General features: G+C 72.0%; 21 protein-coding genes. 7 read left to right on the top strand and 14 right to left on the bottom strand.

From position 1 onward, the window contains the following. Positions 1-65 precede the first annotated feature (65 nt). The 11 genes from ASD06_RS02995 to ASD06_RS02945 all read right to left on the bottom strand — a co-directional run bounded on the left by ASD06_RS02995 (position 66) and on the right by ASD06_RS02945 (position 11,702). Complete coding sequence (locus ASD06_RS02995) at positions 66-878, bottom strand: DUF1684 domain-containing protein (RefSeq protein WP_056672677.1); 813 nt, start codon at positions 876-878, stop codon at positions 66-68. Next, positions 857-1,777, bottom strand: coding sequence for an aldehyde dehydrogenase family protein (locus ASD06_RS02990; protein WP_056672675.1), 921 nt, complete (start codon positions 1,775-1,777; stop codon positions 857-859). Before ASD06_RS02990 ends, ASD06_RS02995 begins: the two co-directional genes overlap by 22 nt. After that, positions 1,767-3,203 carry an aldehyde dehydrogenase family protein gene (locus tag ASD06_RS02985; RefSeq protein ID WP_056673100.1) on the bottom strand — a complete coding sequence of 479 codons (1,437 nt, stop codon included), beginning with the start codon at positions 3,201-3,203 and terminating at the stop codon, positions 1,767-1,769. Before ASD06_RS02985 ends, ASD06_RS02990 begins: the two co-directional genes overlap by 11 nt. Before the next feature lie 5 nt (positions 3,204-3,208). Then, positions 3,209-4,162, bottom strand: a complete 954-nt coding sequence (deoC, locus tag ASD06_RS02980) for a deoxyribose-phosphate aldolase (protein ID WP_200941850.1) — start codon at positions 4,160-4,162, stop codon at positions 3,209-3,211. Positions 4,163-4,330: 168 nt separating this feature from the next. Then, positions 4,331-5,995 (bottom strand): phospho-sugar mutase, encoded by a 1,665-nt coding sequence (locus ASD06_RS02975; protein ID WP_056672673.1) that lies wholly within the window; start codon positions 5,993-5,995, stop codon positions 4,331-4,333. Continuing rightward, entirely contained in the window at positions 5,995-6,834 is an 840-nt protein-coding gene (locus ASD06_RS02970; RefSeq protein WP_056672671.1) for a purine-nucleoside phosphorylase, read from the bottom strand. Before ASD06_RS02970 ends, ASD06_RS02975 begins: the two co-directional genes overlap by 1 nt. Positions 6,835-6,877: 43 nt before the next feature. Further along, positions 6,878-7,930, bottom strand: a complete 1,053-nt coding sequence (locus tag ASD06_RS02965) for an ABC transporter ATP-binding protein (protein WP_056672669.1) — start codon at positions 7,928-7,930, stop codon at positions 6,878-6,880. After that, positions 7,927-8,793 carry an ABC transporter permease gene (locus ASD06_RS02960; RefSeq protein WP_056672667.1) on the bottom strand — a complete coding sequence of 289 codons (867 nt, stop codon included), beginning with the start codon at positions 8,791-8,793 and terminating at the stop codon, positions 7,927-7,929. The genes ASD06_RS02965 and ASD06_RS02960 overlap by 4 nt, the downstream gene beginning before the upstream one ends. Then, positions 8,790-9,602, bottom strand: a complete 813-nt coding sequence (locus tag ASD06_RS02955) for an ABC transporter permease subunit (protein WP_200941816.1) — start codon at positions 9,600-9,602, stop codon at positions 8,790-8,792. The genes ASD06_RS02960 and ASD06_RS02955 overlap by 4 nt, the downstream gene beginning before the upstream one ends. Positions 9,603-9,652: 50 nt before the next feature. Continuing rightward, the gene (locus ASD06_RS02950) at positions 9,653-10,798 is read right to left on the bottom strand and encodes an ABC transporter substrate-binding protein (RefSeq protein WP_235502184.1); all 1,146 of its coding nucleotides are present in this window, start codon (positions 10,796-10,798) and stop codon (positions 9,653-9,655) included. Between the two features lie 52 nt (positions 10,799-10,850). Further along, positions 10,851-11,702 (bottom strand): UbiA family prenyltransferase, encoded by an 852-nt coding sequence (locus tag ASD06_RS02945; protein WP_056672663.1) that lies wholly within the window; start codon positions 11,700-11,702, stop codon positions 10,851-10,853. A gap of 36 nt (positions 11,703-11,738) precedes the next feature. On the opposite strand from ASD06_RS02945, the gene ASD06_RS02940 reads away from it, so the two are divergent. The 3 genes from ASD06_RS02940 to ASD06_RS02930 are packed head-to-tail and all read left to right on the top strand — an operon-like array spanning position 11,739 to position 14,352. Next, entirely contained in the window at positions 11,739-12,818 is a 1,080-nt protein-coding gene (locus ASD06_RS02940; protein ID WP_056672662.1) for a type III polyketide synthase, read from the top strand. Next, positions 12,815-13,321: an isoprenylcysteine carboxyl methyltransferase family protein gene (locus tag ASD06_RS02935; RefSeq protein WP_056673090.1), complete on the top strand. Its 507-nt coding sequence runs from the start codon at positions 12,815-12,817 to the stop codon at positions 13,319-13,321. Before ASD06_RS02940 ends, ASD06_RS02935 begins: the two co-directional genes overlap by 4 nt. Beyond that, a complete protein-coding gene (locus tag ASD06_RS02930; protein ID WP_056672660.1) occupies positions 13,318-14,352 on the top strand; it encodes an NAD(P)/FAD-dependent oxidoreductase in 1,035 nt (344 codons plus the stop codon). The genes ASD06_RS02935 and ASD06_RS02930 overlap by 4 nt, the downstream gene beginning before the upstream one ends. Positions 14,353-14,363: 11 nt before the next feature. Here ASD06_RS02930 and ASD06_RS02925 read toward each other — a convergent pair whose 3' ends face one another. Then, positions 14,364-14,813 carry a gamma-glutamylcyclotransferase gene (locus tag ASD06_RS02925; RefSeq protein WP_056672658.1) on the bottom strand — a complete coding sequence of 150 codons (450 nt, stop codon included), beginning with the start codon at positions 14,811-14,813 and terminating at the stop codon, positions 14,364-14,366. A 37-nt stretch (positions 14,814-14,850) separates the two neighbouring features. On the opposite strand from ASD06_RS02925, the gene ASD06_RS02920 reads away from it, so the two are divergent. Both ASD06_RS02920 and ASD06_RS02915 read left to right on the top strand, forming a co-directional pair. Then, entirely contained in the window at positions 14,851-16,266 is a 1,416-nt protein-coding gene (locus ASD06_RS02920; protein ID WP_235502183.1) for an NAD(P)H-quinone dehydrogenase, read from the top strand. Positions 16,267-16,490: 224 nt separating this feature from the next. After that, positions 16,491-17,330 (top strand): endonuclease domain-containing protein, encoded by an 840-nt coding sequence (locus ASD06_RS02915; RefSeq protein ID WP_056672654.1) that lies wholly within the window; start codon positions 16,491-16,493, stop codon positions 17,328-17,330. 82 nt (positions 17,331-17,412) lie between these two features. Here ASD06_RS02915 and ASD06_RS02910 read toward each other — a convergent pair whose 3' ends face one another. Together ASD06_RS02910 and ASD06_RS02905 are read right to left on the bottom strand one after the other, a co-directional pair. Continuing rightward, a complete protein-coding gene (locus ASD06_RS02910) occupies positions 17,413-19,257 on the bottom strand; it encodes a biotin carboxylase N-terminal domain-containing protein (protein WP_235502182.1) in 1,845 nt (614 codons plus the stop codon). Between the two features lie 27 nt (positions 19,258-19,284). Next, complete coding sequence (locus ASD06_RS02905) at positions 19,285-19,731, bottom strand: MerR family DNA-binding transcriptional regulator (protein WP_056672649.1); 447 nt, start codon at positions 19,729-19,731, stop codon at positions 19,285-19,287. Between the two features lie 38 nt (positions 19,732-19,769). Here ASD06_RS02905 and ASD06_RS02900 point away from each other — a divergent pair, with 38 nt between their 5' ends. Continuing rightward, the gene (locus ASD06_RS02900) at positions 19,770-20,960 is read left to right on the top strand and encodes an acyl-CoA dehydrogenase family protein (protein ID WP_056672647.1); all 1,191 of its coding nucleotides are present in this window, start codon (positions 19,770-19,772) and stop codon (positions 20,958-20,960) included. Next, a complete protein-coding gene (locus ASD06_RS02895; RefSeq protein WP_056672645.1) occupies positions 20,957-22,507 on the top strand; it encodes an acyl-CoA carboxylase subunit beta in 1,551 nt (516 codons plus the stop codon). Before ASD06_RS02900 ends, ASD06_RS02895 begins: the two co-directional genes overlap by 4 nt. Positions 22,508-22,511 lie beyond the last annotated feature (4 nt).

The following is a 22,511-nucleotide window of genomic DNA, read 5'->3' as shown; positions in this document are numbered from 1 at the left end:
GCAGAGAAGTGGGGCACGGTGGAGGTCTGAAGTGCCCAGCTTCTCTGCTCTCGCGCGCTCGCCGCTCAGTGGTGGGCGACGCCGAGCGGCTGCTTCTCGCCGGCCTCGAGGGCCAGCTCGAGCTGGTTGCTCGGCGGCGGGAACGGGCAGACGAAGTGGTCGCTGAACGCGCACGGAGGCAGGCGCAGGCGGTTGAGGTCGGCGACCACCCGGCCGTCGCCGTCCGGGGTGTCGAGGTCGAGGAAGCGGAAGCGGTAGGTGCTGACACCGCTCGTGGCGTCGGACAGCACCGCTTGCATCTGGCCGGTCTCGGGCTCGACCTCGACCGCGAGCCGCACCGCGCCGCCGTCGAGCGCGAACGCGATCTCGCCGCCGATCGGGTAGCCCCGCTCGACGCCGTCGACGTGCGGGATCCGCACCACCCGGTCGACGTCGTACGGCGTGAACGTCGCCTCGTGCACCCACCGCTCGTCGAACGGGAACTGCTCGATCCCCTGGAACGCCTGCAGCGCAGGGGAGTTCGGGTCGTACACGCGGACGGCGAAGGCGCCCTCGCGGTCGATCAGCAGCAGGCGCGCGTCCCCTGCGGTCACGCTGGTGCCGACCGCCTCCATGTCACTGTGCACCCGCACGGTGCCGTCGAGCGGCTGGTCGTCGACGACCAGGCCGTCACCGGCACTGGCCGTGAGCGTCACGGAACCGTCGACGACCTGCCACCGTCCCGGTAGGCCGTCGAGCTCGAGCGCGTCGTCGAACCAGTGCGTTCCGGTGAGCGCCAACGGCCCCCACCCCGAGCGGACGGCGCTGTCGCGGCTCTCGCACCAGCGCTCCCACGCGGAGCGCGCGTCGAGGCGGTTCACGTGCCCTTGGGGTGCCATACGGTCTTCGTCTCGAGGAAGGCGCGCATCCGAGACAGCCCCGGGTCGGCGCGCCAGTCGGGCTCGACCGCGTCGCCGCCATCGCCCGCGGGACGCAGCACCCGCTTGAGGTTGTCGGCCGCAGCCACCTCGAGATCAGCCCACGCGACGCCCTCGGCGTCGGCCGCACCCGTGAGGTCGATGGCGTTGACGTCCATGTGCGATGCGAGCCAGGGGGAGACCTCCGCGGTGCGCCCGGTGAGCAGGTTGACCACGCCGCCGGGCACGTCGGAGGTCGCGAGCACCTCGCCGAGGGTCACCGCCGGAAGCGGACGGCGCTCGCTCGCGAGCACCACCACGGTGTTGCCGGTGACGATGGCCGGTGCCACCACCGAGACGAGACCGAGCAGCGAGGACCGTTGCGGTGCAAGGACTGCGACGACACCGGTCGGCTCAGGCGCGCTGATGTCGAAGAAGGGACCGGCCACGGGGTTGAGGTTGCCCATGACCTGCGCGACCTTGTCGGACCATCCGGCGTACCAGACCCAGCGGTCGATCGCGGCGTCGACGACCTTCTCGGCGCGCGGGCGGGTGAGCCCCTCGCCCGCAGCCACCTCGTCGACGAACTGGCTGCGCCGGCCCTCGAGCACCTCGGCCACGCGGTAGAGCACCTGTCCCCGCTTGTACGCGGTGGCACCCGACCAGCCCTTCACGGCGGCCCGGGCGGCGAGCACGGCGTCGCGGGCGTCCTTGCGCGAGGCCTGGGCGGCGTTGGCGACGAAGCGCCCGCGGCTGTCGGTGACCTCGTAGGAGCGGCCGGACTCGCTGCGCGGGAACTTGCCGCCGACGTACAGCTTGTAGGTCTTGCGGACGTCGAGCCGGGTGGATGCCGCCGACGACGACGCGGTCTCAGTGGGCAAGGTAGGCCTCCAGGCCGTGGCGGCCGCCCTCGCGGCCGTATCCGGACTCCTTGTACCCGCCGAAGGGCGAGGTGGGGTCGAACTTGTTGAAGGTGTTGGCCCACACCACGCCGGCGCGCAGCCGGTCGGCGGTCCAGAGGATGCGCGAGCCCTTGTCGGTCCAGATCCCCGCCGACAGGCCGTACGGCGTGTTGTTGGCCTTGGCCACCGCCTCGTCGGGCGTGCGGAAGGTGAGCACCGACAGCACCGGGCCGAAGATCTCCTCCTGCGCGATGCGGTGGGTGTTCGAGACGCCGGTGAACACCGTGGGCGCGAACCAGAAACCGTGGCCCGGAAGCTCGCACTGGGGCGACCAGCGCTCGGCGCCCTCGTCCTCGCCAGCCTGCGCCAGCTCGGTGATGCGCGCCAGCTGCTCGGCGGAGTTGATCGCGCCGACGTCGGTGTTCTTGTCGAGCGGGTCGCCGACGCGCAGGGTGGCCAGCCGGCGCTTGAGCCGCTCGACGACCTCGTCGGCGACGCTCTCCTGCACCAGCAGGCGCGAGCCGGCGCAGCAGACGTGGCCCTGGTTGAAGAAGATGCCGGTGACGATGCCCTCGACGGCCTGGTCGATCGGCGCGTCGTCGTAGACGATGTTGGCGCCCTTGCCGCCGAGTTCGAGCGTGACCTTCTTGCGGCCGCCGGCCACCGCCCGGGCGATGCGCTTGCCCACGTCGGTGGAGCCGGTGAACGCGATCTTGTCGACGCCGTCGTGGTCGACCAGCGCGGCGCCCGTGGCACCCGCGCCGGTGACGATGTTGACCACACCGGCGGGCAGGTCGGCCTGCTGGCAGATCTCGGCGAACAGCAGCGCGGTCAGGGGCGTCGTCTCCGCAGGCTTGAGCACCACGGTGTTGCCGGCAGCCAGCGCCGGGGCGATCTTCCACGCCAGCATGAGCAGCGGGAAGTTCCACGGGATGATCTGGCCCGCGACGCCGAGGGGGCGCGGGTTCGGGCCGAGACCCGCGTAGTCGAGCTTGTCGGCCCAGCCGGCGTAGTAGAAGAACCACGCCGCGGCGAGGGGGACGTCGACGTCGCGCGTCTCCTTGATGGGCTTGCCGTTGTCGAGCGACTCGAGCACCGCGAGCTCGCGGGCGCGCTCCTGCAGGATCCGCGCGATGCGGAACAGGTACTTGCCTCGCTCGGCGCCCGGCAGCCGCGACCAGCTGCGCTCGAAGGCCCGGCGCGCGGCGCGAACGGCGCGATCGACGTCCGCGGCGTCACCCTCGGCGACCTCGGCGAGCACCTCCTCGGTGCTCGGGCTGATCGTCTTGAACGAGGCGCCGCTCGCCGGGTCGGTGAACTCGCCGTCGATGAACAGCCCGTACGACGCCTTGAGGTCGACGACGGACCGCGACTCGGGTGCGGGGGCGTACTCGAACTTGCTCATCGCCATCAGTCCAGGGTCACGTAGTCGGGGCCGGAGTAGCGGCCGGTGCTGAGCTTCTGCCGCTGCAGCAGCAGGTCGTTGAGCAGGCTGGACGCGCCGAAGCGGAACCAGTCGGGGTCGAGCCAGTCGTCACCGGCCGTCTCGCTGACGGTCACGAGGTACTTCAGCGCGTCCTTGCTCGTGCGGATGCCGCCGGCGGGCTTGACGCCCACCTGTCGGCCCCCGGCGAGCCTGAAGTCGCGCACGGCCTCGAGCATCAGCAGCGTCACGGGCAGCGTGGCGGCGGGGGAGACCTTGCCGGTGCTCGTCTTGATGAAGTCACCGCCCGCGAGCATGGCGAGCCACGAGGCGCGCCGGACGTTGTCGTACGTCGACAGCTCGCCGGTCTCGAGGATGACCTTCAGGTGCGCCTGGCGACCGTCGGACGCCGTGCACGCCGCCTTGGTCTCGGCGATCTCCTCGAACACCTGCAGGTAGTGACCGGACAGGAAGGCGCCGCGGTCGATCACCATGTCGACCTCGTCGGCCCCGGCCTCGACGGCGTCGCGGGTGTCGGCGAGCTTCACGTGCCGGCTCGCGCGCCCGCTGGGGAACGCCGTGGCCACCGCCGCCACGTGGATCCCGCTGCCACGCAATGCGTCGACGGCCACGCCCACCAGGTCGTTGTAGACGCAGATCGCGGCGACCTTCGGGCAGCTCGGGTCGCTGGGGTCCGGGTGCATCGCCTTGGCGCACAGCGCGCGCACCTTGCCCTCGGTGTCGGCGCCCTCGAGCGTCGTCAGGTCGATCATCGAGATGGCGGTGTCGATCGCCCAGGCCTTCGACGTCGTCTTGATCGACCGCGTGCCGAGCGCTGCCGCCCGCGCCTCCAGGCCGACCTGGTCGACTCCGGGGAGGCCGTGCAGGAAGCGCCGCAGCGACGCGTTCGAGAGCGTGTCGATGCCGGCCAGGTCGCGCAGGTCGTCCTGCGCGCTGGGGACCGGGGCCGGTGCGTCGGTCGTCGTGCTCACGTTGCCTCTTGCCACTGACTGCCGGGTGCGCCGTCACGCACCCGCAGGGGCGGCCGCCTACCGACCGCAACGACCCAGGTTAGTCCAGGTGGCGCGGTGCCGACCCCCACCCGCAGGTCACAGGCCGATGGCCTCCGCCACCGACTGCTTCAGCGCGGCCAGCCGCTCGTGCGCCGTGGCGCGAGCGGTGGCGACGTCGTCCGCCACCGGCTCGACGACCTCGAGGTAGGCCTTGAGCTTGGGCTCGGTGCCGCTGGGTCGGACGACGACCCGGCTGCCGTCGGCGAGGTAGTACCGCAGGCCGTCAGTGGGTGGCAGGTCGTCGCTGCCGGCGCTGAGGTCGTCCGCCCGCTCGACGGCCGAGCCGCCCAGCTCGGTCGGCGCCGCCGACCGAAGCCGCGCCATCGCGTCGCTGATGAGCGAGAGGTCGGCCACCCGCACCGAGTGCTGGTCGGTGGCGTAGACGCCGGTCTCGCGCGCGATGTCGTCGAGCCGATCGAGCAGCGTGCGCCCGTCGGCCTTCAGCCGCGCGGCCAGCTCGGCCATGAGCAGCGCGGCGCTCACGCCGTCCTTGTCGCGCACCGCGTCGGGGTCGACGCAGTAGCCGAGTGCCTCCTCGTAGCCGTACCGCAGGCCGGGTACGCGTGAGATCCACTTGAAGCCGGTCAGCGTCTCGCGGTGCTCGACCCCGTGCGCGGCGCAGACGGCGGCCAGCTGGCGGCTCGACACGATCGAGCAAGCCATCACGGCGTCGTCCGGCACGCCGCGCTCGATGAGGAACGCACCGAGCAGCACGCCGACCTCGTCACCGCGCAGCATGCGCCAGCCACCCGCAGAGGCGGGATCGGGCACCGCGACGGCGCACCGGTCGGCGTCCGGGTCGTTGGCGAGCACGATGTCGGCGCCGCGTTCGCGAGCGGCGTCGAGAGCGGCGTCGATCGCGCCGGGCTCCTCGGGGTTAGGGAAGGCCACGGTGGGGAAGTCGGGGTCGGGATCACCCTGGCTGGGCACCACGAACGGCGCCGCGAACCCGGCGCGCTGCAGCGCGGCCACCAGGACGTCGCGGCCGACCCCGTGCAGCGGCGTGTGCACGACGTCGAGGTCGCGGGGTGCGTCGTCGGCGACCACGCGCGCGGCGGCGTCGAGGTAGGCGTCGAGGACGTCCTCGTCCAGCACCTGCCAGCCGTCGTCGGCGCGCGGGACCTCGGCTACCGCCACGACCTTCGCGATCTCGGCGGCGATCTCGGCGTCAGCCGGCGGGACGATCTGGCTGCCATCGCCCAGGTAGACCTTGTACCCGTTGTCCTGCGGCGGGTTGTGGCTCGCCGTCACCATCACCCCGGCGTCGGCGCCGACGTGCCGGATCGCGTACGCCAGCACGGGCGTCGGCAGCGGGCGCGGCAGCAGCAGGGCCTCGCCACCGGCCGCGACGACGACGGTCGCGGTGTCACGAGCGAAGTCGTCGCTGCGGTGGCGTGCGTCGTAGCCGATGACGACGCGCGGGGCGCGCCCCTGTGCCTGCAGGTACGCCACGAGCCCAGCAGCGGCGCGGATCACGACTGCCCGGTTCATCCGGTTCGGGCCGGCGCCGATGCGACCGCGCAGGCCAGCAGTGCCGAACTCGAGCGTGCCCGCGAACCGGTCGGCGAGGTCGGCCAGGGCGTCCAGGTCGCCGCCGCGGGCGGCGGCGACGACGTCCTCGAGCTCGGCGCGCGTGGTGGTGTCGGGGTCGTCGTCACGCCACACGACCGCGCGGGCGAAAAGCTCGTCGTCGACGGCCATCAGATCTTCTTCACGACGTCGGCGAGCATCCGCCCGCAGCGCTGGGCAGCGGCCCGGCCGGCTTCGATCACCTCGGCGTGGTCGAGCGGCTGGTCGCTGATGCCGGCGGCGAGGTTCGTGACGAGCGAGATGCCGAGCACCTCGAGTCCTGCGTGCCGGGCGGCGATGGCCTCCAGCGCGGTCGACATGCCGACGAGGTCGCCGCCGATGGTCTTCGCCATCCGCACCTCGGCGGGCGTCTCGTAGTGCGGCCCGCGGAACTGCACGTAGACGCCCTCGTCGAGGTCGGGCTCGACCTCGCGGCACAGGTCACGCAGGCGCGAGCTGTAGAGGTCGGTGAGGTCGACGAACGTCGCGCCCTCCAGGGGTGAGCTCGCCGTCAGGTTGATGTGGTCGCTGATGAGCACCGGCGTGCCTGGCGTCCAGGAGGGGTTGAGGCCGCCGCAGCCGTTGGTGAGCACGACGGTCGAGCAGCCGGCGCGGGCCGCCGTCCGGACGCCGTGCACCACCGCGCGCACGCCTCTGCCCTCGTAGAAGTGCGTGCGGCTGCCGAACACGAGCGCGCGGCGATCGGTGTCGCCGATGCGCACCGAGCGGACCACGCCGTGGTGACCCACGACCGCCGCGGCGCTGAAGCCCGGCAGGTCGGTGGAGGGGATCTCGGCCAGCGTCTCGCCCAGGAGGTCACCCGCGGGCGCCCAGCCGGAACCCAGCACGAGCGCGACGTCGTGGCGCTCAGCTCCGGTGAGCTCGGCGAGGCGCTCGGCCGCCGCCTGCGCGACGGCGAAGGGGTCGGTGGCCGGGTCGGCGAGGTCGAGGTGGGCTGGTTCGGTCGTCACGAGCGAGGACGATACGCGGTCGGGTCGAGCCGCCGCGACGACATCACCGACGCGGGACGGCGAGCGCCGGCGTGGGTCGCACGCTGAGCCGTACCCGGGTGCCCGGAGGCAGCTGCTCGACGTCGCGGGTGGGCACCTGGGCGAGCACGAGGCCGTGCGTGGTGCGCACCTGCACGCGGCCGAGCGAGCCGAGGAAGCTCGTCGCCGCCACCTCGCCGTCACCAGCGGGATCCGCCTGCACCGCAACGGCTTCGGGGCGTACGAGCACCACGACCTCACCGGACGTCGGCGAGCCCGGCAGCAGCGGCACCGTGCCGTCGAGCACGTGCGCCTCGCCGTTCGCCGCCACGCCGTCGACCCGGTTGGTGAGGCCCACGAAGTCGGCGACGAACGGCGTGGCCGGCCGCGCGTAGACCTCGTCAGGGGCACCGATCTGCTCGAGCCGGCCCTGGCGCATCACGCCCACGCGGTCAGCGACGGCGAGCGCCTCCTCCTGGTCGTGGGTGACGAACAGCGTCGTGGTGCCGACGTCGAGCTGGATGCGGCGGATCTCGTCGCGCAGCTGCACGCGAACCTTGGCGTCGAGCGCCGACAGCGGCTCGTCCAGCAACAGCACGCGAGGCTCGATCGCGAGGGCGCGGGCGAGGGCGACGCGCTGCTGCTGGCCCCCGGACATCTGGTGCGCGTAGCGGTTCGCCTGCTCGGAGAGCCCGACGAGCTCGAGCATCTGCCCGGCGCGCTGACGTCGTTCGCCGGGTGACGCCCCGCGCAGCTGCAGGCCGAACGCGACGTTGTCGAGCGCCGTCATGTGCGGGAACAGGCTGTAGGCCTGGAACACCATGCCCATGTCGCGCTTGTTCGCGGGCACCGAGGTGACGTCCTCGTCGCCGACGACGATGCGGCCGGCGTCGGCGTCCTCGAGGCCGGCCAACAGTCGCAGCGCCGTGGTCTTTCCGCAGCCCGACGGCCCGAGCAGCGCGACGAGCTCGCCGGGCGCGAGGTCGAGGTCGAAGCCGTCGAGGGCGTGCACCGGCCCGTAGTGACGGTGCAGTCCCTCCAGGCGCACGGGCGCTCCGGTGCGGGTGGGCTGGCTCACGAGGGCTCCTCGACGGGGACGGGGCTGGGCGCCTGGGCGGTGGTGGCGGCCACGGTGGCCCGCCGGCGGCGTCCGGCCAGCAGCGACAGGCCGACGAGCAGCACGAAGCACAGCAGGAGCGCGGCCAGCGACACCGCCACCGACATCGATGGCGTGCGCTGGCTGAGCTGGAAGATGCTGACCTGCAGGTTGTTTCGGCTCATGAGCGAGGCGATGGTGTACTCACCCAGCACCAGCGCGACCGACAGGAACGACGCCGACATCAGGGCCGTGCGGATGTTCGGGGTGATGATCGACCAGAAGACGCGTGGCCAGCTGGCGCCGAGTCCCCGCGCCGCCTCGGACAGGGTGCGGACGTCGATGGCCGACAGGCCGGCGTCGATCGCTCGGTACGCGTACGGCAGCACGAGCACGGTGTACGCGAAGAACAACCACACGCTCGAGCCGCCGAAGAAGTACGTGACCCACGCGTACACCGGCGCGAGGCCGACGACGAGCACGATCGCGGGGATCGTGAGCGGCAGCAGGCAGAGGAACTCCATGGGGCGGCGCAGGCGCGGCAGCCGCAACCGCACCCACGTCATGGTCGGCACGAGCAGCACCAGCATCATCGCGACGGTCAGCACGACCAGGTACGCCGACAGCTTCACGCCCTCGACGAAGCTGGGGTAGTCGCGCGCCAGCTGCCCCACGTCGATGAGCTGACGCCACGTCTGGCCGGTCACCCCGCGCGGCGAGGAGGTGCTGAACACCACCATCGCCCACAACGGCAGCAGGAAGAACACAGCCGCGAGCGTCATGACGACCCAGCGCAGACGCCGGTGCGAGCGCGCGCGCCGCGTGGCGGTGCCGACGGCGCTCATCCCAGCCACCGTTCAGCGCGGCGTTGCAGCCAGGTGTAGCCGATCATCACGATGGCCACGATCACGACCATCTCGAGCGCGAGCGCCTTGGCGACGTTCTGTCGGCCGAGCACGACCTCGCTGCCGATCGCGTTCCCGATCTGCAAGGGGAGGATGAACGTGCTCTGCGCGTTCAGTGCGGCAGCCGTGGCGTAGGCCGACAGCGCGTTGGCGAACAGCAGCAGCGCCGAGCTGAGGAACGCCGGTGCCAGCAGCGGGCCGGCCACGTTGCGCCAGTACTGCCAGGTGGTGCCACCGAGGCTCTCGGTGGCCTCGCGCCACTGCGGTCGCAGCCCGTCGACGGACGGGAGGAACACGATGACCATCAAGGGGATCTGGAAGTACAGGTACACCAGCACGAAGCCCGACAGGTTGTACAGCCACGAGGTGTCGACGCTGACACCGAAGTGGTCGCGCAAGAACACCGGCACCAACCCCGACAGGCTCAGGGTGGCGATCCACGCGAAGGCCAGCATCACGCCGCCGAACTGCGCGAGGACCCCGGAGGCCGCGCTCACCACGCGCCGTAGCAGGCCCTCAGGCCGGGCCGTCGACACCGCGTAGGCGACGACAGCGCCGCAGGCGGCGCCGACCAGGGCGGTGACCCCCGACAGGATCACGCTGTTGGCCAGCGCCTGCCGGATGTCGCGGTTGCCCAGCTCACGGACGTTGTCGAGCGTCGGAGCGCCGGCGTCGGTGAGGAACGCCTGCACGACGACGACGGCCGTCGGCACGATGAGGAACACCGCCACGAAGGCGAAGAACGGCACCGTGCCGAGCGCGGCACCCGCCGTCCGACGGCGGGCGCCGCGAGCTCTGGTCAGCCCATCTCCTTCTGCCAGTTCTGGTTCAGGTAGTCGGTGATCTTGACGCGTTGCGCCTCGGTGATGAAGACCGGCGTGCCGTTCACCGGCGGGAGCGCGTCGTAGGCCGCCTTGTCGATCGTGCCGGCCTTGGCCATCTCCTCAGCCAGCACCGGACGGGCGCCGCCCTTGAGCCAGAGGTTCTGGCCCTGGTCGGAGTACAGGAACTCCTGCCACAGTCGGGCGGCCGCCGGGTGCGGGGCGTCCTTGTTGATGGCCTGCACGTAGTAGGCGCCGTTGACCGCGCCCTGCGGGATCACGGCCTTCCAGTCGATCTTGCCCGCGAGGGCCTTCGTCTGGCCGGCGTTGTTGTAGTCCCAGTCGATGACGACGGCGGTCTGTCCGGACTGGATCGTGGCCGGCGTCGGGTCGACGGGCACGAGGTTGCCAGCCTGCTTGAGCTGCTTGAAGTAGGCGACGCCGGGCGCGACGTCGTCGGCCGACCCACCGTTGCCGAGGGAGGCGGCCACCACGCCGGCGAAGGCCGCACCGGCCTTGGTGGGGTTGCCGTTGAGCGCCACCTTGCCCTTGTAGGCGGGCTTCAGCAGGTCGGCGAAGCTGGTCGGCGCAGGCACCTTCTTGGCGTCGTAGCCGATGGAGATGTAGCCGCCGTAGTCGTTGACCCACAGGCCGTTGGCGTCCTTCAGGTCGGCCGGGATCTTGTCGAACGACGCGACCTTGTACGGCGCGTACACGTCGGTGTTGGCGAGCGCGACGGCCTGGCCGAGGTCGAAGACGTCGGGTGCGGCGTCCTGGCCCTTGAGGTTCTTGGCGGTCGAGATCTCGGTGGCGCTGTCGGCGTCCGGCTGGGCCGAGTTCACGGTGATGCCGTACTTGCTCTGGAACGTCGAGATGATCTCGCCGTAGTTGGCCCAGTCGGGGGGCAGGGCGATGACGTTGAGCTTGCCCTCCTTCTTGGCCGCGGCGACGAGCTGGTCCATACCGCCGAAGTCCGCGAGGCTCTTCGCGCTGGCGTTGGACTTGGCCTCGCCGGTGGCCTCCTTGGCGGGCGGCGAGCAGGCGGCCAGGGCGACGACGGACGCCGAGAGGGCCAGCGTCGCGGTGACGCGCAGGGAGCGTGGGCGTGAGGGTCGGGTTCGCACGGTGGGCCTCCTGATCACGACGGACGAAGATCGTCTCGCGTTCAAGCGCAGGTTACAGCGCCCTTCCGGAAGCGAGGAGGAGTGCGACGTTAACGGCAGCCGCAACCACGGTGGCCGCCAGGGGAACGCGCCGTTCGCGGCCCCGAGCGCCGGTCGCTCCCGCGACGCCGGCTGCGACGACGGCGAGCGCCAGGGCTCCCCAGCGAACGGCGGACGCCGGGCCGGGCGGCCCGACCACCACCACGAGCGTGGCCAGGGCCAAGACCGCGGGGGCCAGCACGGCCACCAGCGAACGCGGCAACCGGTGCACGACGCCCCGCACCCCCGTGGCGAGGTCGTCGCCGACGTCCGGGAGCACGTTGACCAGGTGCGCGCCCACTCCGAGCAGGGCGCCCGCCACGACGGCCCACCACGGCGCGACGTGCCGCGGCGCGACGGCCAACGTGATCACGACCGGCAGCAGCCCGAAGCTGACGGCGAACGGCAGCCACGACAGGGCGGTGCGCTTCAGGTACAGGTTGTACGACCACGCCGAGGCCACGGCGACCAGGTGCGTCACGCCTGCCGCGGCGCCGAGCGCGAGCGAGAGCGGCACGGTGGCGGTCGCGGCGGCCAGGGCGGCCCAGCCCACGGCGCGCTGCGTGATGTCGCCCGCGGCCACCGGCTTGTCGTCGCGCGCCACCTGGCGGTCGCGGTCGGCGTCCCACCAGTCGTTGCTCCAGCCGACCGACAGCTGGCCGGCGCCGAACGCGGCGACCACCAGCGCCGTCACGGACGCCGACGCGTCGGCTGCGACGGCGAGCAGCCCGGCGAGCGCGGTGACGGCCGCGGCCGGGCCCGGGTGGCACGCCAGCAGCAGGGCCGTGACCGGTCGGTGCGGTGGCCGCCGAAGGGTTTCAGCCACCGGGCGAGCATACGGCGGCGAACCTATGCTTCCCGAATGAGCGCAGCGCGCACGAGCAGGGTCGCGGCCGTCCACCCCGTGCTGCCCGCCCACCGGTACCCGCAGCAGCAGATCACCGAGGCCTTCGCCGACATGTGCCTCGGCGCGACCGGCAAGCGGGCGCTCCTGGAGCGGTTCCACGCGAGCGCGCAGGTGGGCAGCCGCAACCTCGCCCTGCCGCTGGAGCGGTACTCCGAGCTCGCCGACTTCGGCGCCAGCAACGACGCCTTCATCGAGGCCGCCGTCGAGCTCGGGTCGCGGGCGGTGCTCGGCGCCCTCGACGCGGCCGGGCTCGAGGCGGCGGACGTCGACCTCGTCGTCTCCACCACCGTCACCGGCATCGCGGTGCCGTCGTTGGAGGCGCGCGTCGCCACGGCGATCGGGTTGCGTCCCGACGTGCGCCGCATGCCGCTGATCGGCCTCGGCTGCATGGGCGGGGCGGGCGGCCTCGCCCGCGCCCACGACTACCTGGTGGGGCGCCCCCGCGACGTCGCGGTGCTGCTGTCGGTCGAGCTGTGCTCCCTCACGCTCCAGCGCGACGACGCGTCGATCGCCAACTTCGTCGCGAGCGGCCTGTTCGGCGATGGCGCGGCGGCCGTCGTCCTGGTGGGCGAGGAGCACCCAGCGGCCGCGACGGCGTCCGGGCCCTCGATCGTCGACTCGCGCAGCCACCTGTACCCGGGCACCGAGCGCGCCATGGGTTGGGACGTCGGAGCGAGCGGTTTGAAGATCGTGCTCGGCGCCGAGGTGCCCGACCTGGTGGTGCACTACCTCGGTGACGACGTGCGCGGTCTGCTTGCAGCGCACGGGTTGTCGGTCGGTGACGTCGCTGCGTGGGTGTCGCATCCCGGTGGCCCGAAGGTGATCGAGGCGATCCAGAGCGCCCTCGCGCTGCCACCTGATGCGCTCGAGCTGACCTGGCGGTCACTGGCCGAGGTGGGCAACCTCTCGTCGTCGTCCGTGCTGCACGTGCTGCACGACACGATGGCCAAGCGCTCGCCGGAGCCGGGGTCGCCCGGTGTGCTGATGGCCATGGGGCCGGGCTTCTGCTCCGAGCTGGTGCTGCTGCGGTGGTGAGCTGGTACGTCGGGCTGGTGGTGCTCGTCGGGTTGGAGCGCGTCGCCGAGCTCATCGTGTCGAAGCGCAACGCCGCCTGGAGCCTGGCCCGCGGCGGTCGCGAGCACGGTGCTGGGCACTACCCGGTGATGGTGGTGCTGCACACCGCCCTGCTGGTCGGGGCCGTCGTGGAGGTGCTGGTGGCCGACCGGCCCTTCATCCCGTGGCTGGGCTGGCCGATGCTGGCTGTGGTCGTTGCAGCGCAAGGACTTCGGTGGTGGTGCATCACCACGCTGGGCCACCAGTGGAACACCCGGGTGATCGTCGTGCCGGGACTCGACCTGGTGCAGCGCGGGCCGTACCGGCGGCTGCCGCACCCCAACTACGTCGCGGTGGTGGCCGAGGGGTTGGCGTTGCCCCTCGTGCACACGGCCTGGACCACGGCCGTGCTCTTCACGGTGCTGAACGCCGTGCTGCTACGCGTGCGCATCCGCACGGAGGACGCGGCGTTGGGGCGCGGGTGACCGACCTGCTGGTGGTGGGTGGTGGCCCCGTCGGGCTGGCGGCCGCCACCCTGGCCGCTCGGGCCGGGCTCCAGGTGGTGGTGGCCGAGCCGCGTGACGTGCCCGTCGACAAGGCCTGCGGCGAGGGGCTCATGCCGGGGGCGTGGCGCGCGGTGCAGGAGGTGCTGGGGCCGCGGGCGGACGACCTGGTGTCGCACGACCTCACGGGCATCCGGTACCTCGACGTCGCCGGGCGCTCGGTGCAGGCGGCGTTCCGCTCGGGCCCCGGGCGAGGGGTGCGGCGCCTCGAGCTCCACCGGGCGCTGGCGCAGGCGGCGCAGGACGCCGGCGTCGACGTCCAGCCGCTGCGGGTGAGCGACGTCTCGCAGGACGCAGACGGCGTCACGGCGGGCGGAGTCCGCGCTCGCTACCTGCTGGGTGCCGACGGCCTGCACTCCCGGGTCCGCGCTGCCCTGGGCCTCGAACGCCCGGCGCCCGGGCCGGCGCGCTACGGCCTGCGGCAGCACGTCGCAGTCGCACCGTGGACATCGCACGTCGAGGTGCACTGGGCGGCGCACGCCGAGGCCTACGTGACGCCAGTGGCTCCGGGCGCGGTGGGGGTCGCCGTCCTCAGCGCGCAGCGGCGGCCGTTCGACGAGCACCTCGGGGCGTTCCCGGCCCTGGCTGCGCGGCTGGCTGGTGCCGAACCGCTGGACGACGTGCGCGGCGCTGGGCCTCTGCGGCAGCGCGCATCGGCGCGCACCACGGGCCGCGTGCTGCTGGTGGGGGACGCTGCGGGGTACGTCGACGCGCTCACGGGTGAGGGGATCGCGGTGGGGTTGGCATCGGCGCGCGCCGCCGTCGACGCCGTGCTCGCCGGGCGGCCGCAGGACTACGAGCGGGCGTGGCGGCACGCCTCACGGCGCTATCGCTGGCTCACCGCGTCGCTGCTGTGGGCGGCCACTCACCAGCGGACGCGCGGTGCCGTCGTCCCTGCGGCGCAACGGTTCCCGCGGGTCTTCGCGCGCGTCGTCGACCAGCTCGCCGGCTGACTCGGCCCGACTCAGCCGATCGAGCGGCAGGGACGCGAGCGCAGCTCAGCGACGTAGTCGTCCGGTGCGCCGGCGGACTGCGCGGCCTCGGCGATCTCGCCCAGGTAGTGCGCTGAGGGCAGGCCGCCCTCGTAGGCGTCGAGGACGTAGACCCAGGCGGTCTCCTGCCCGTCAAGCGTGTGCACCCGCACGCGCAGCTTGCGGTAGTACCCGAGCGCCGCCCCTTCCCACTCGTCGAGCAGCGCCTCGTCAGAGGTGGTGAGGTCGTAGAGCGCTACGTACACCTGGGCGCCGGCCTGCTCGACGATCGTCGCGAGCGACCCCTGCCAGCCGAGCTCCTCGCCACCGAAGGTCAGTCGCCAACCGTTCAGCCAGCCGGTGCCGCACGGCGGGGAGTGCGGAGCCCGCTCGAGCATGCGGCGCGAGTCGAGGTTGCTGCCGTACGCGGCGTACAGGGGCATGGGGCCAGGTTAGGGGGTCAGTGGTTGGATGGTGGCCGTGAGCAGCCCCACCGCGAACCGTCCGCACCGCGTCGCCATCGTCGGCGGCGGCCCGGGCGGGTACGAGAGCGCGCTCGTGGCAGCGCACCTGGGTGCCGAGGTGACGGTGGTCGACCGCGACGGGCTCGGTGGCGCTGCCGTGCTCACCGATTGCGTGCCCAGCAAGGCGCTGATCTCCACCGCCGACTTCATGGGCCGGTTCTTCCTGGCTGCCGGGTACGGCGTCCAGCTGGCGGAGCCGCCGCAGCCCGGCCAGGTGGCCAGCGCCGACCTGGCGGTGGTCAACCACCGCGTGCTCGAGCTGGCGCAAGCGCAGAGTGACGACATCGCCGCGCGGCTCGAGCGTGACGGCATCCGGGTCGTGCGCGGTGTCGGGCGGCTCGACGGCGCCCAACGCGTCGTGGTCGAGCAGGCTGACGGCGGCACGTCGACCATCGACACCGACGTCGCCCTGATCTCCACCGGTGCCCGCCCGCGCGAGCTGCCCACCGCCGTCCCGGACGGCGAGCGGATCCTCACGTGGCAGCAGGTGTACGACCTCACGCAGGTGCCGGAGCACGTGGTGGTGGTGGGCTCTGGTGTCACGGGCGCGGAGTTCGCCCACGCCTACCTCGGGCTCGGCAGCCAGGTCACGCTCGTCAGCTCACGCGAGCGCGTCCTGCCGGGGGAGGACCCCGATGCGGCCGAGGTGATCGAGGACGTCTTCCGGCGGCGCGGCATGAACGTGCTCGACCGCTCGCGCGCGCAGTCGGTGATGCGCGACGGCGACGGCGTGCTCGTGACCCTCACCGACGGGCGCACGGTGTCGGGTTCGCACTGCGTCATGGCGGTGGGGTCGGTGCCCAACACCGACGACCTCGGCCTCGACACCGCGGGGGTGGAGCTGACGGCGTCCGGTCACGTGCAGGTCGACGGCGTGTCCCGCACCACCGCGCGCGGGGTCTACGCGGCCGGGGACTGCACCGGCGTGCTCCCGCTCGCCTCGGTAGCGGCCATGCAGGGGCGCATCGCGATGCAGCACGCCCTCGGGGACGCCGTCCAGCCCCTCAACCTGCGCGCGGTGGCCGCCAACATCTTCACCGACCCTGAGATCGCCACGGTCGGCTGGTCGGTGCCGGCGCTCGAACAAGCGGGCATCGCCTACGAGTCGGTGATGCTGCCGCTCGCCACCAACCCTCGGGCCAAGATGCAGAACGTGCGCGACGGCTTCGTGAAGTTGTTCTGCCGCAGCGGAACCGGCCAGGTCATGGGTGGCGTCGTCGTGGCCCCGCGCGCCTCCGAGCTGATCTTCCCGGTGGCGCTCGCGGTGCAGACCAAGCTGACGGTCGACCAGGTGGCGTCGACCTTCACGGTCTACCCGTCGATGTCCGGTTCGATCGCCGAGGCCGCGCGCCAGCTGCACACCGCCCCCTGACCCCGCCCCCTTCCCACCCCCTGACCACCCCCTTCCGGCAAATTCTTGGGAACTTGTACGCCTGGGCGGACCCAGGCGTACAACTTCCCAAGAATTTGCCGGACCTCTGATGGGGCTCAGGGGGTTATCCACAGGTGCGGGCTCGGGCGCCGCAGCGGTGACGCCGACTTCGCCATGCTCGTCAGGTGCCGAAGCATCGTCGTCCCCCTGAGCCCCTACCGGACGTGTTTGTCGGTAGTGAGGCCGTCGCGCAGGGTCTGCTGACCGACCGCCAGCTCCGCGGGCCGTTCGTCGAGCGTGTGCTGCAGGGCGTCTATCGGCCCAGCTGGGTGCCCCTCACACACAAGCTGCAGTGCCAGGCGGCCTGCCTGGTTCTCCCCGACGAGGCCGTGATCACCGGTGCCTCGGCCGCCACGGTCCTCGGCGTCCGCATCGCGCAGCGGGGCGACATCGTGCTGGCAGTCGTACCCGAGAGCGTCAAGGCGCCCAAACGCGAAGGCGTGAAGGTGCGTACGAGCCAGCGGCCTGTGCGCGTCGGGCGGCTGCTGGACGGCGTCCGGCTGGCTGAGGCGAACCGACTCGCACTGGATGCCGTAGCGGGTCTTGATCTGCCGGACGCCACCGCCCGACTCGACGCCCTGGTGCGGGCCGGACTGCTCGACGTCCAGGCTTTCCGACGATGGCTGGGCGAGCAGGGCGTTCACCACGTGCGTGCAGCGGCCTGCGCGGCTGAGCTCGTCGATCCTCGAGCCGAGTCGCTGCCGGAGTCGCGTGCACGAGTGCTGCTGCACGAGGACGGCATCGTGACGGTGCCGCAGTTTCGCGTCCGGGTCGACGGGCGGGTCATCGCCCGCGTTGACCTCGCGATTCCCGAGCTCAAGATCGCCATCGAGTACGACGGTCGGTGGCACGAGGAGGAGCGGCAGCGCGGGCTCGACAACGACCGTCTTGCTGGGTTGCGCGCTGCCGGCTGGACGGTCGTCATTGTGACGGCTGAGATGCTGCGCCGTCCGTCGCTGTTGCTGGCGGCGGTGCGAGGCGCCATCGCCGAGCGCACCCGCTGACCACCTCTCGGCAAATTCCCCGGAACTTGTACGCCCGGAGGGTGCCCAGGCGACGAATTCCGGGGAATTTGCGAGGTCGGGGCTACTCGGTGGTGGCGGTGGTGGCGTCGGAGTGGTCCTTGACCTCGAGCAGGACGGCGCCGCTGGTGACGGTCTGGCCGATCTCGGCTTGCAGCGCGGTGATGATTCCCGACTTGTGCGCGGTGATGGGCTGCTCCATCTTCATGGCCTCGAGGACGACGACGAGCTGGCCCGCTTCGACGACGTGCCCTTCCTCCACCGTGATCTTCACGATCGTGCCCTGCATCGGGGCGGTGAGGGCGTCCCCACCTGCAGCCGCACCGGACGAAGCGCGCGCCGAGCGCTTGGGAGCCTTGGCCTTGGCGACCGCGCCACCGCCGTTGCCACCGACGGCGAACCCGGCCGGCAGCGAGACCTCCAGCCGCTTGCCACCGACCTCGACGACGACCTGCTGGCGCTCCTCTGGCTCAGCGCCCTGCGCGCCGGGGCCCGCGAACGGCTCGATCTGGTTGTCGAACTCGGTCTCGATCCAGCGCGTGTGCACGGTGAACGGCGCCTCGGTGTCGGCAGGCGCAAAGGCCTCGTCGCGCACGACGGCGCGGTGGAAGGGCAGCACCGTCGGCATGCCCTCGATCACGAACTCGTCCAGCGCCCGACGCGACCGCTCGATCGCGTGCTGGCGCGAGGAGCCGGTGATGATGAGCTTGGCGAGCATCGAGTCGAAGGCACCGGCGATGACGTCACCGGACTCCACGCCCGAGTCGAGCCGGACGCCGGGCCCCGTCGGCGGGTGGAACGCCGTGACCGAGCCGGGGGCGGGCAGGAAGTTGCGTCCGGCGTCCTCGCCGTTGATGCGGAACTCGATGGAGTGCCCACGCAGCTCGGGGTCGTCGTAGCCGAGCTCCTCGCCTGCCGCGATGCGCAGCTGCTCGCGCACGAGGTCCAGACCGGAGACCTCCTCGCTGACGCAGTGCTCGACCTGCAGGCGGGTGTTGACCTCGAGGAACGAGATGGTGCCGTCCTGGCCCACGAGGAACTCGCAGGTGCCGGCCCCGACGTAGTTGGCCTCGCGCAGGATCGCCTTGGAGGCGCGGTACAGCTCGGCGACCTGCTCGTCGCTGAGGAAGGGCGCGGGCGCCTCCTCGACGAGCTTCTGGTGGCGGCGCTGCAGCGAGCAGTCACGCGTCGAGACGACCACGACGTTGCCGTGCTCGTCGGCGAGGCACTGGGTCTCGACGTGGCGCGGCTTGTCGAGGTACTTCTCGACGAAGCACTCTCCACGACCGAACGCCGACACGGCCTCGCGCACGGCGGACTCGTACAGCTCCGCGATCTCGTCGCGCTCGCGGGCGACCTTCAGGCCGCGGCCGCCGCCGCCGTACGCCGCCTTGATGGCGACGGGGAGGCCGTGCTCGTCGGCGAAGGCGATGACCTCGTCGGCGTCGTTCACGGGGTCCTTGGTGCCGGCGACGAGCGGGGCGCCCGCGCGCTCGGCGATGTGGCGCGCCTTGACCTTGTCGCCGAGGGCGTCGATGGCTGCCGGGGGAGGCCCGACCCAGATGAGCCCGGCGTCGATGACGGCCTGGGCGAAGTGGGCGTTCTCGGAGAGGAAGCCGTAGCCGGGGTGGACGGCGTCAGCGCCCGACTCCTTGGCGACGGCGATCAGCTTCTCCTGCACCAGGTAGGAGTCGCCGGGGGTCGAGCCGCCGAGGGCGTAGGCCTCGTCGGCGACCTTGACGTGCAGGGCGTCGCGGTCGGGGTCGGCGTACACCGCCACCGAGGCGATCCCCGCGTCTCGGCAGGCCCGGGCGACGCGCACCGCGATCTCGCCGCGGTTGGCGATGAGCACCTTGGTGATCATGCGGTTCCCGTGTCGTCCCATCTCGCCCGCTCCGTCCGTCGTCATCCCAGCTCCCTCCGGCCCGGCGTGAGCCTAGCGAACGTCAGTGTCGTCATCTGTCCCTGCATCGGTCGGTGCACCAGGGCCACCCTCGGCCAGCGCCGTCAGGTCGTCGTGGCAGCGCCGCTCGAGGTCGTCGAGCTCGGTCAGGGCCGCCTCGACGTCGCGCTTGCGTTGCTCCAGCTCGGCCCGCCGGTCGTCGATCTGGCCAAGCAGGTACCGCAGCTGGCCGGCCTCGCCCGGCTGCTCGTCGTACATGTCGACGATCGTGCGGATCTCCTCGAGCGGGAAGCCGAGGCGCTTGCCCCGCAGCACGAGCTGCAGGCGGATGCGGTCGCGCGGGTGGAACACCCGCACGGTGCCGCGCCGCTCGGGCGAGATGAGGCCGAGGTCCTCGTAGTAGCGCACGGTGCGGTGCGTGATGCCGAGCTCCTCGGCGATCTGCGCGATCGTCCACGTGCCGCTTGCCACGCCCGGCATCCTGCTTTACGTTGACGTCAACGTCAAGGAGGACCACTGTGACCGCGTTCGAACTCAGCAAGGACCACGAGGACTTCCGGGCGGTGGTCCGCGAGTTCGCCGAGGAGCAGGTGGCCCCGCACGTCGAGCAGTGGGATCGCGAGCACCGCTTCCCGGTTGAGCTGGTGCCGCAGCTTGGCGAGCTCGGCCTGTTCGGGCTGGTCGTGCCGGAGGAGTACGGCGGCGCGGGTGGCGACTTCACTTCCCTTTGCGTGGCCATCGAGGAGCTCGGCCGCGTCGACCAGTCGATCGGCATCACGCTGTCGGCCGGGGTGGGCCTGGGCATCAACCCGATCCTCAGCTTCGGCACCGACGAGCAGAAGCAGCGCTGGCTGCCCGACCTCGTCGCCGGCCGTGCGCTCGCGGCATTCGGCCTCACCGAGCCGGACGCCGGTTCCGACGCGGGTGCGACCCGCACCAAGGCGCGCCTCGAGGGCGAGGGCGACGATGCGCAGTGGGTGGTCGACGGCGCGAAGGCCTTCATCACCAACTCGGGCAGCGACATCACGAGCGTCGTCACCGTCACCGCGCGCACCGGCACGCTGGACGACGGCCGCGCCGAGATCTCCGCGATCATGGTCCCTTCCGGCACACCGGGTTTCACCGTCGAGCCGGCCTACCGCAAGCTCGGGTGGCACGCGAGCGACACCCACGGGCTCACCTTCGACGGCGCACGCGTGCCGGCCGACCACCTGCTCGGCGGCCGCGGCGAGGGCTTCAAGCAGTTCCTCAAGACCCTGGACGACGGCCGCATCGCCATCTCGGCGCTCGCCGTCGGCCTGGCCCAGGCCTGCCTCGAGGCGACGACCGAGTACGCGAAGACGCGGATCGCGTTCGGCAAGCCGATCGGCGTCAACCAGGGTGTGTCGTTCCAGGTCGCCGACCTGGCCGTGGCGGTCGAGGCGGCGCGCATGCTCACCTACAAGGCGGCGTGGCTGAAGGACCTGCACCACGAGGGCAAGCGCTCGGTGGCCGAGGTGAAGCAGGCGGCAGCGATCGCCAAGCTGTACTCCACCGAGGCCGCCGTGTCGGCCACCCGCGTGGCGACGCAGATCTTCGGCGGCAACGGATTCATGGAGGAGTACCCGGTGGCGCGGTTCTACCGCGACGCCAAGATCCTCGAGATCGGAGAGGGGACGAGCGAGGTGCAGCGCATGGTGATCGCCCGCGGGCTGGGTCTGCCGTCGTGACGTACGCGAGCGACCCGCGCGTCGAGCAGGTGCGTGAGCGGCTCCACGCTGCGCACGAGGCCTCGGCCGCGCCCACCCCCAAGGCCGCTGACAAGCTCGCGAGCCAGAACAAGCTCTACGTCCGCGAGCGCATCGCGCTGCTGTTCGACGAGGGGACGTTCATCGAGGACGGCCGGTACGCGAACGCGATGGCCGACGGGCTGCCGGCGGACGGCGTGGTCACTGGGCGCGGGCTCGTGGACGGACGTCCAGCGATCGTCGTCGCCAACGACCCCACCGTGAAGGCCGGCTCTTGGGGTGCGCGCACCGTCGAGAAGATCGTGCGGGCCACGGAATCGGCTCTGCGCGAAGAGCTTCCGGTGTTCTGGTTCGTCGACTCCGCGGGCGCGCGGATCACCGACCAGGTCGACCTGTTCCCCGGGCGCCGCGGCGCCGGTCGCATCTTCCACAACCAGGTGGCGCTCAGCGGCAAGGTGCCGCAGATCTGCTGCCTGTTCGGCCCGTCGGCCGCGGGTGGTGCGTACATCCCGTCGTTCACGGACTGCGTGATCATGGTGGAGGGCAACGCCTCCATGTACCTCGGCAGCCCCCGCATGGCCGAGATGGTGGTGGGCGAGAAGGTCACGCTCGAGGAGATGGGCGGTGCGCGCATGCACTGCACCGTCTCGGGCTGCGGCGACCTGCTGGCCGACGACGACACCGACGCCATCGAGCAGGCGCGACTGCTGTTCTCCTACCTGCCGTCGAGCTGGCGCGACGCCCCACCGTCGTACGCGCCCGAGCCGCCGGAGTCGCCGCTCGACGCCACGGTCGTGCCGGAGGTCGAGAGCCAGCCGTTCGACGTCCACGACGTCATCGACGGGCTGGTCGACGACGGGTCGTTCTTCGAGATCAAGCCGCTGTTCGCGGCGGAGCTCGTCACGGGTTTCGGTCGCATGAACGGCGAGACCATCGGCATCGTCGCCAACAACTCGGCGGTGAAGGGCGGCGTGCTCTTCGCCGACAGCGCCGACAAGGCCGCGCGCTTCATCTGGTGGTGCGACGCGTTCAACGTGCCGCTGGTCTACCTGGCCGACGTGCCCGGCTTCATGATCGGCTCGGACGTCGAGCGCGGCGGCATCATCCGGCACGGCGCCAAGATGGTGAGCGCGGTGTCGGAGGCGACCGTGCCGCAGGTGAGCGTCGTGGTCCGCAAGGCCTACGGCGCCGGCCTCTACGCCATGGCCGGCCCCGGCTTCGGGCCCGACGCGTGCATCGCGCTGCCGACCGCCCGCATCGCCGTGATGGGGCCAGATGCCGCCGTGAACGCGGTGTACGCCAACAAGATCGCGGCCATCGAGGACGACGCCGAGCGGGCGCAGTTCGTGGCCGACCGGCGCAGCGAGTACGAGGAGGACGTCGACCTCGAGCGCCTCCTCAGCGACCTCGTGCTCGACGGCGTCGTCGAGCCCGAGGACCTGCGCGACGAGCTGGTCATGCGGCTGCGGTACGCCGCGCGCCGAGACCGCGCGTTCAGCCAGCGGCGGCGCGGCGTCCCGCCCGTCTAGGGCC

It is taken from the genome of Angustibacter sp. Root456, from assembly GCF_001426435.1.
Taxonomy (GTDB): Bacteria; Actinomycetota; Actinomycetes; order Actinomycetales; family Angustibacteraceae; genus Angustibacter.
Note: the sequence above shows the minus strand (reverse complement) of the source record. Positions and strands in the feature narration are given on the sequence as shown.

Excerpts from the sequence above, each read along its gene's own strand:
- ASD06_RS02995 (WP_056672677.1), bottom strand. The coding sequence starts at position 878 with ATGGCACCCCAAGGGCACGTGAACCGCCTCGACGCGCGCTCCGCGTGG.
- ASD06_RS02985 (WP_056673100.1), bottom strand. The coding sequence starts at position 3,203 with ATGAGCAAGTTCGAGTACGCCCCCGCACCCGAGTCGCGGTCCGTCGTC.
- ASD06_RS02975 (WP_056672673.1), bottom strand. The coding sequence starts at position 5,995 with ATGGCCGTCGACGACGAGCTTTTCGCCCGCGCGGTCGTGTGGCGTGAC.
- ASD06_RS02960 (WP_056672667.1), bottom strand. The coding sequence starts at position 8,793 with ATGAGCGCCGTCGGCACCGCCACGCGGCGCGCGCGCTCGCACCGGCGT.
- ASD06_RS02940 (WP_056672662.1), top strand. The coding sequence starts at position 11,739 with ATGAGCGCAGCGCGCACGAGCAGGGTCGCGGCCGTCCACCCCGTGCTG.
- ASD06_RS02925 (WP_056672658.1), bottom strand. The coding sequence starts at position 14,813 with ATGCCCCTGTACGCCGCGTACGGCAGCAACCTCGACTCGCGCCGCATG.
- ASD06_RS02910 (WP_235502182.1), bottom strand. The coding sequence starts at position 19,257 with ATGACGACGGACGGAGCGGGCGAGATGGGACGACACGGGAACCGCATG.
- ASD06_RS02905 (WP_056672649.1), bottom strand. The coding sequence starts at position 19,731 with ATGCCGGGCGTGGCAAGCGGCACGTGGACGATCGCGCAGATCGCCGAG.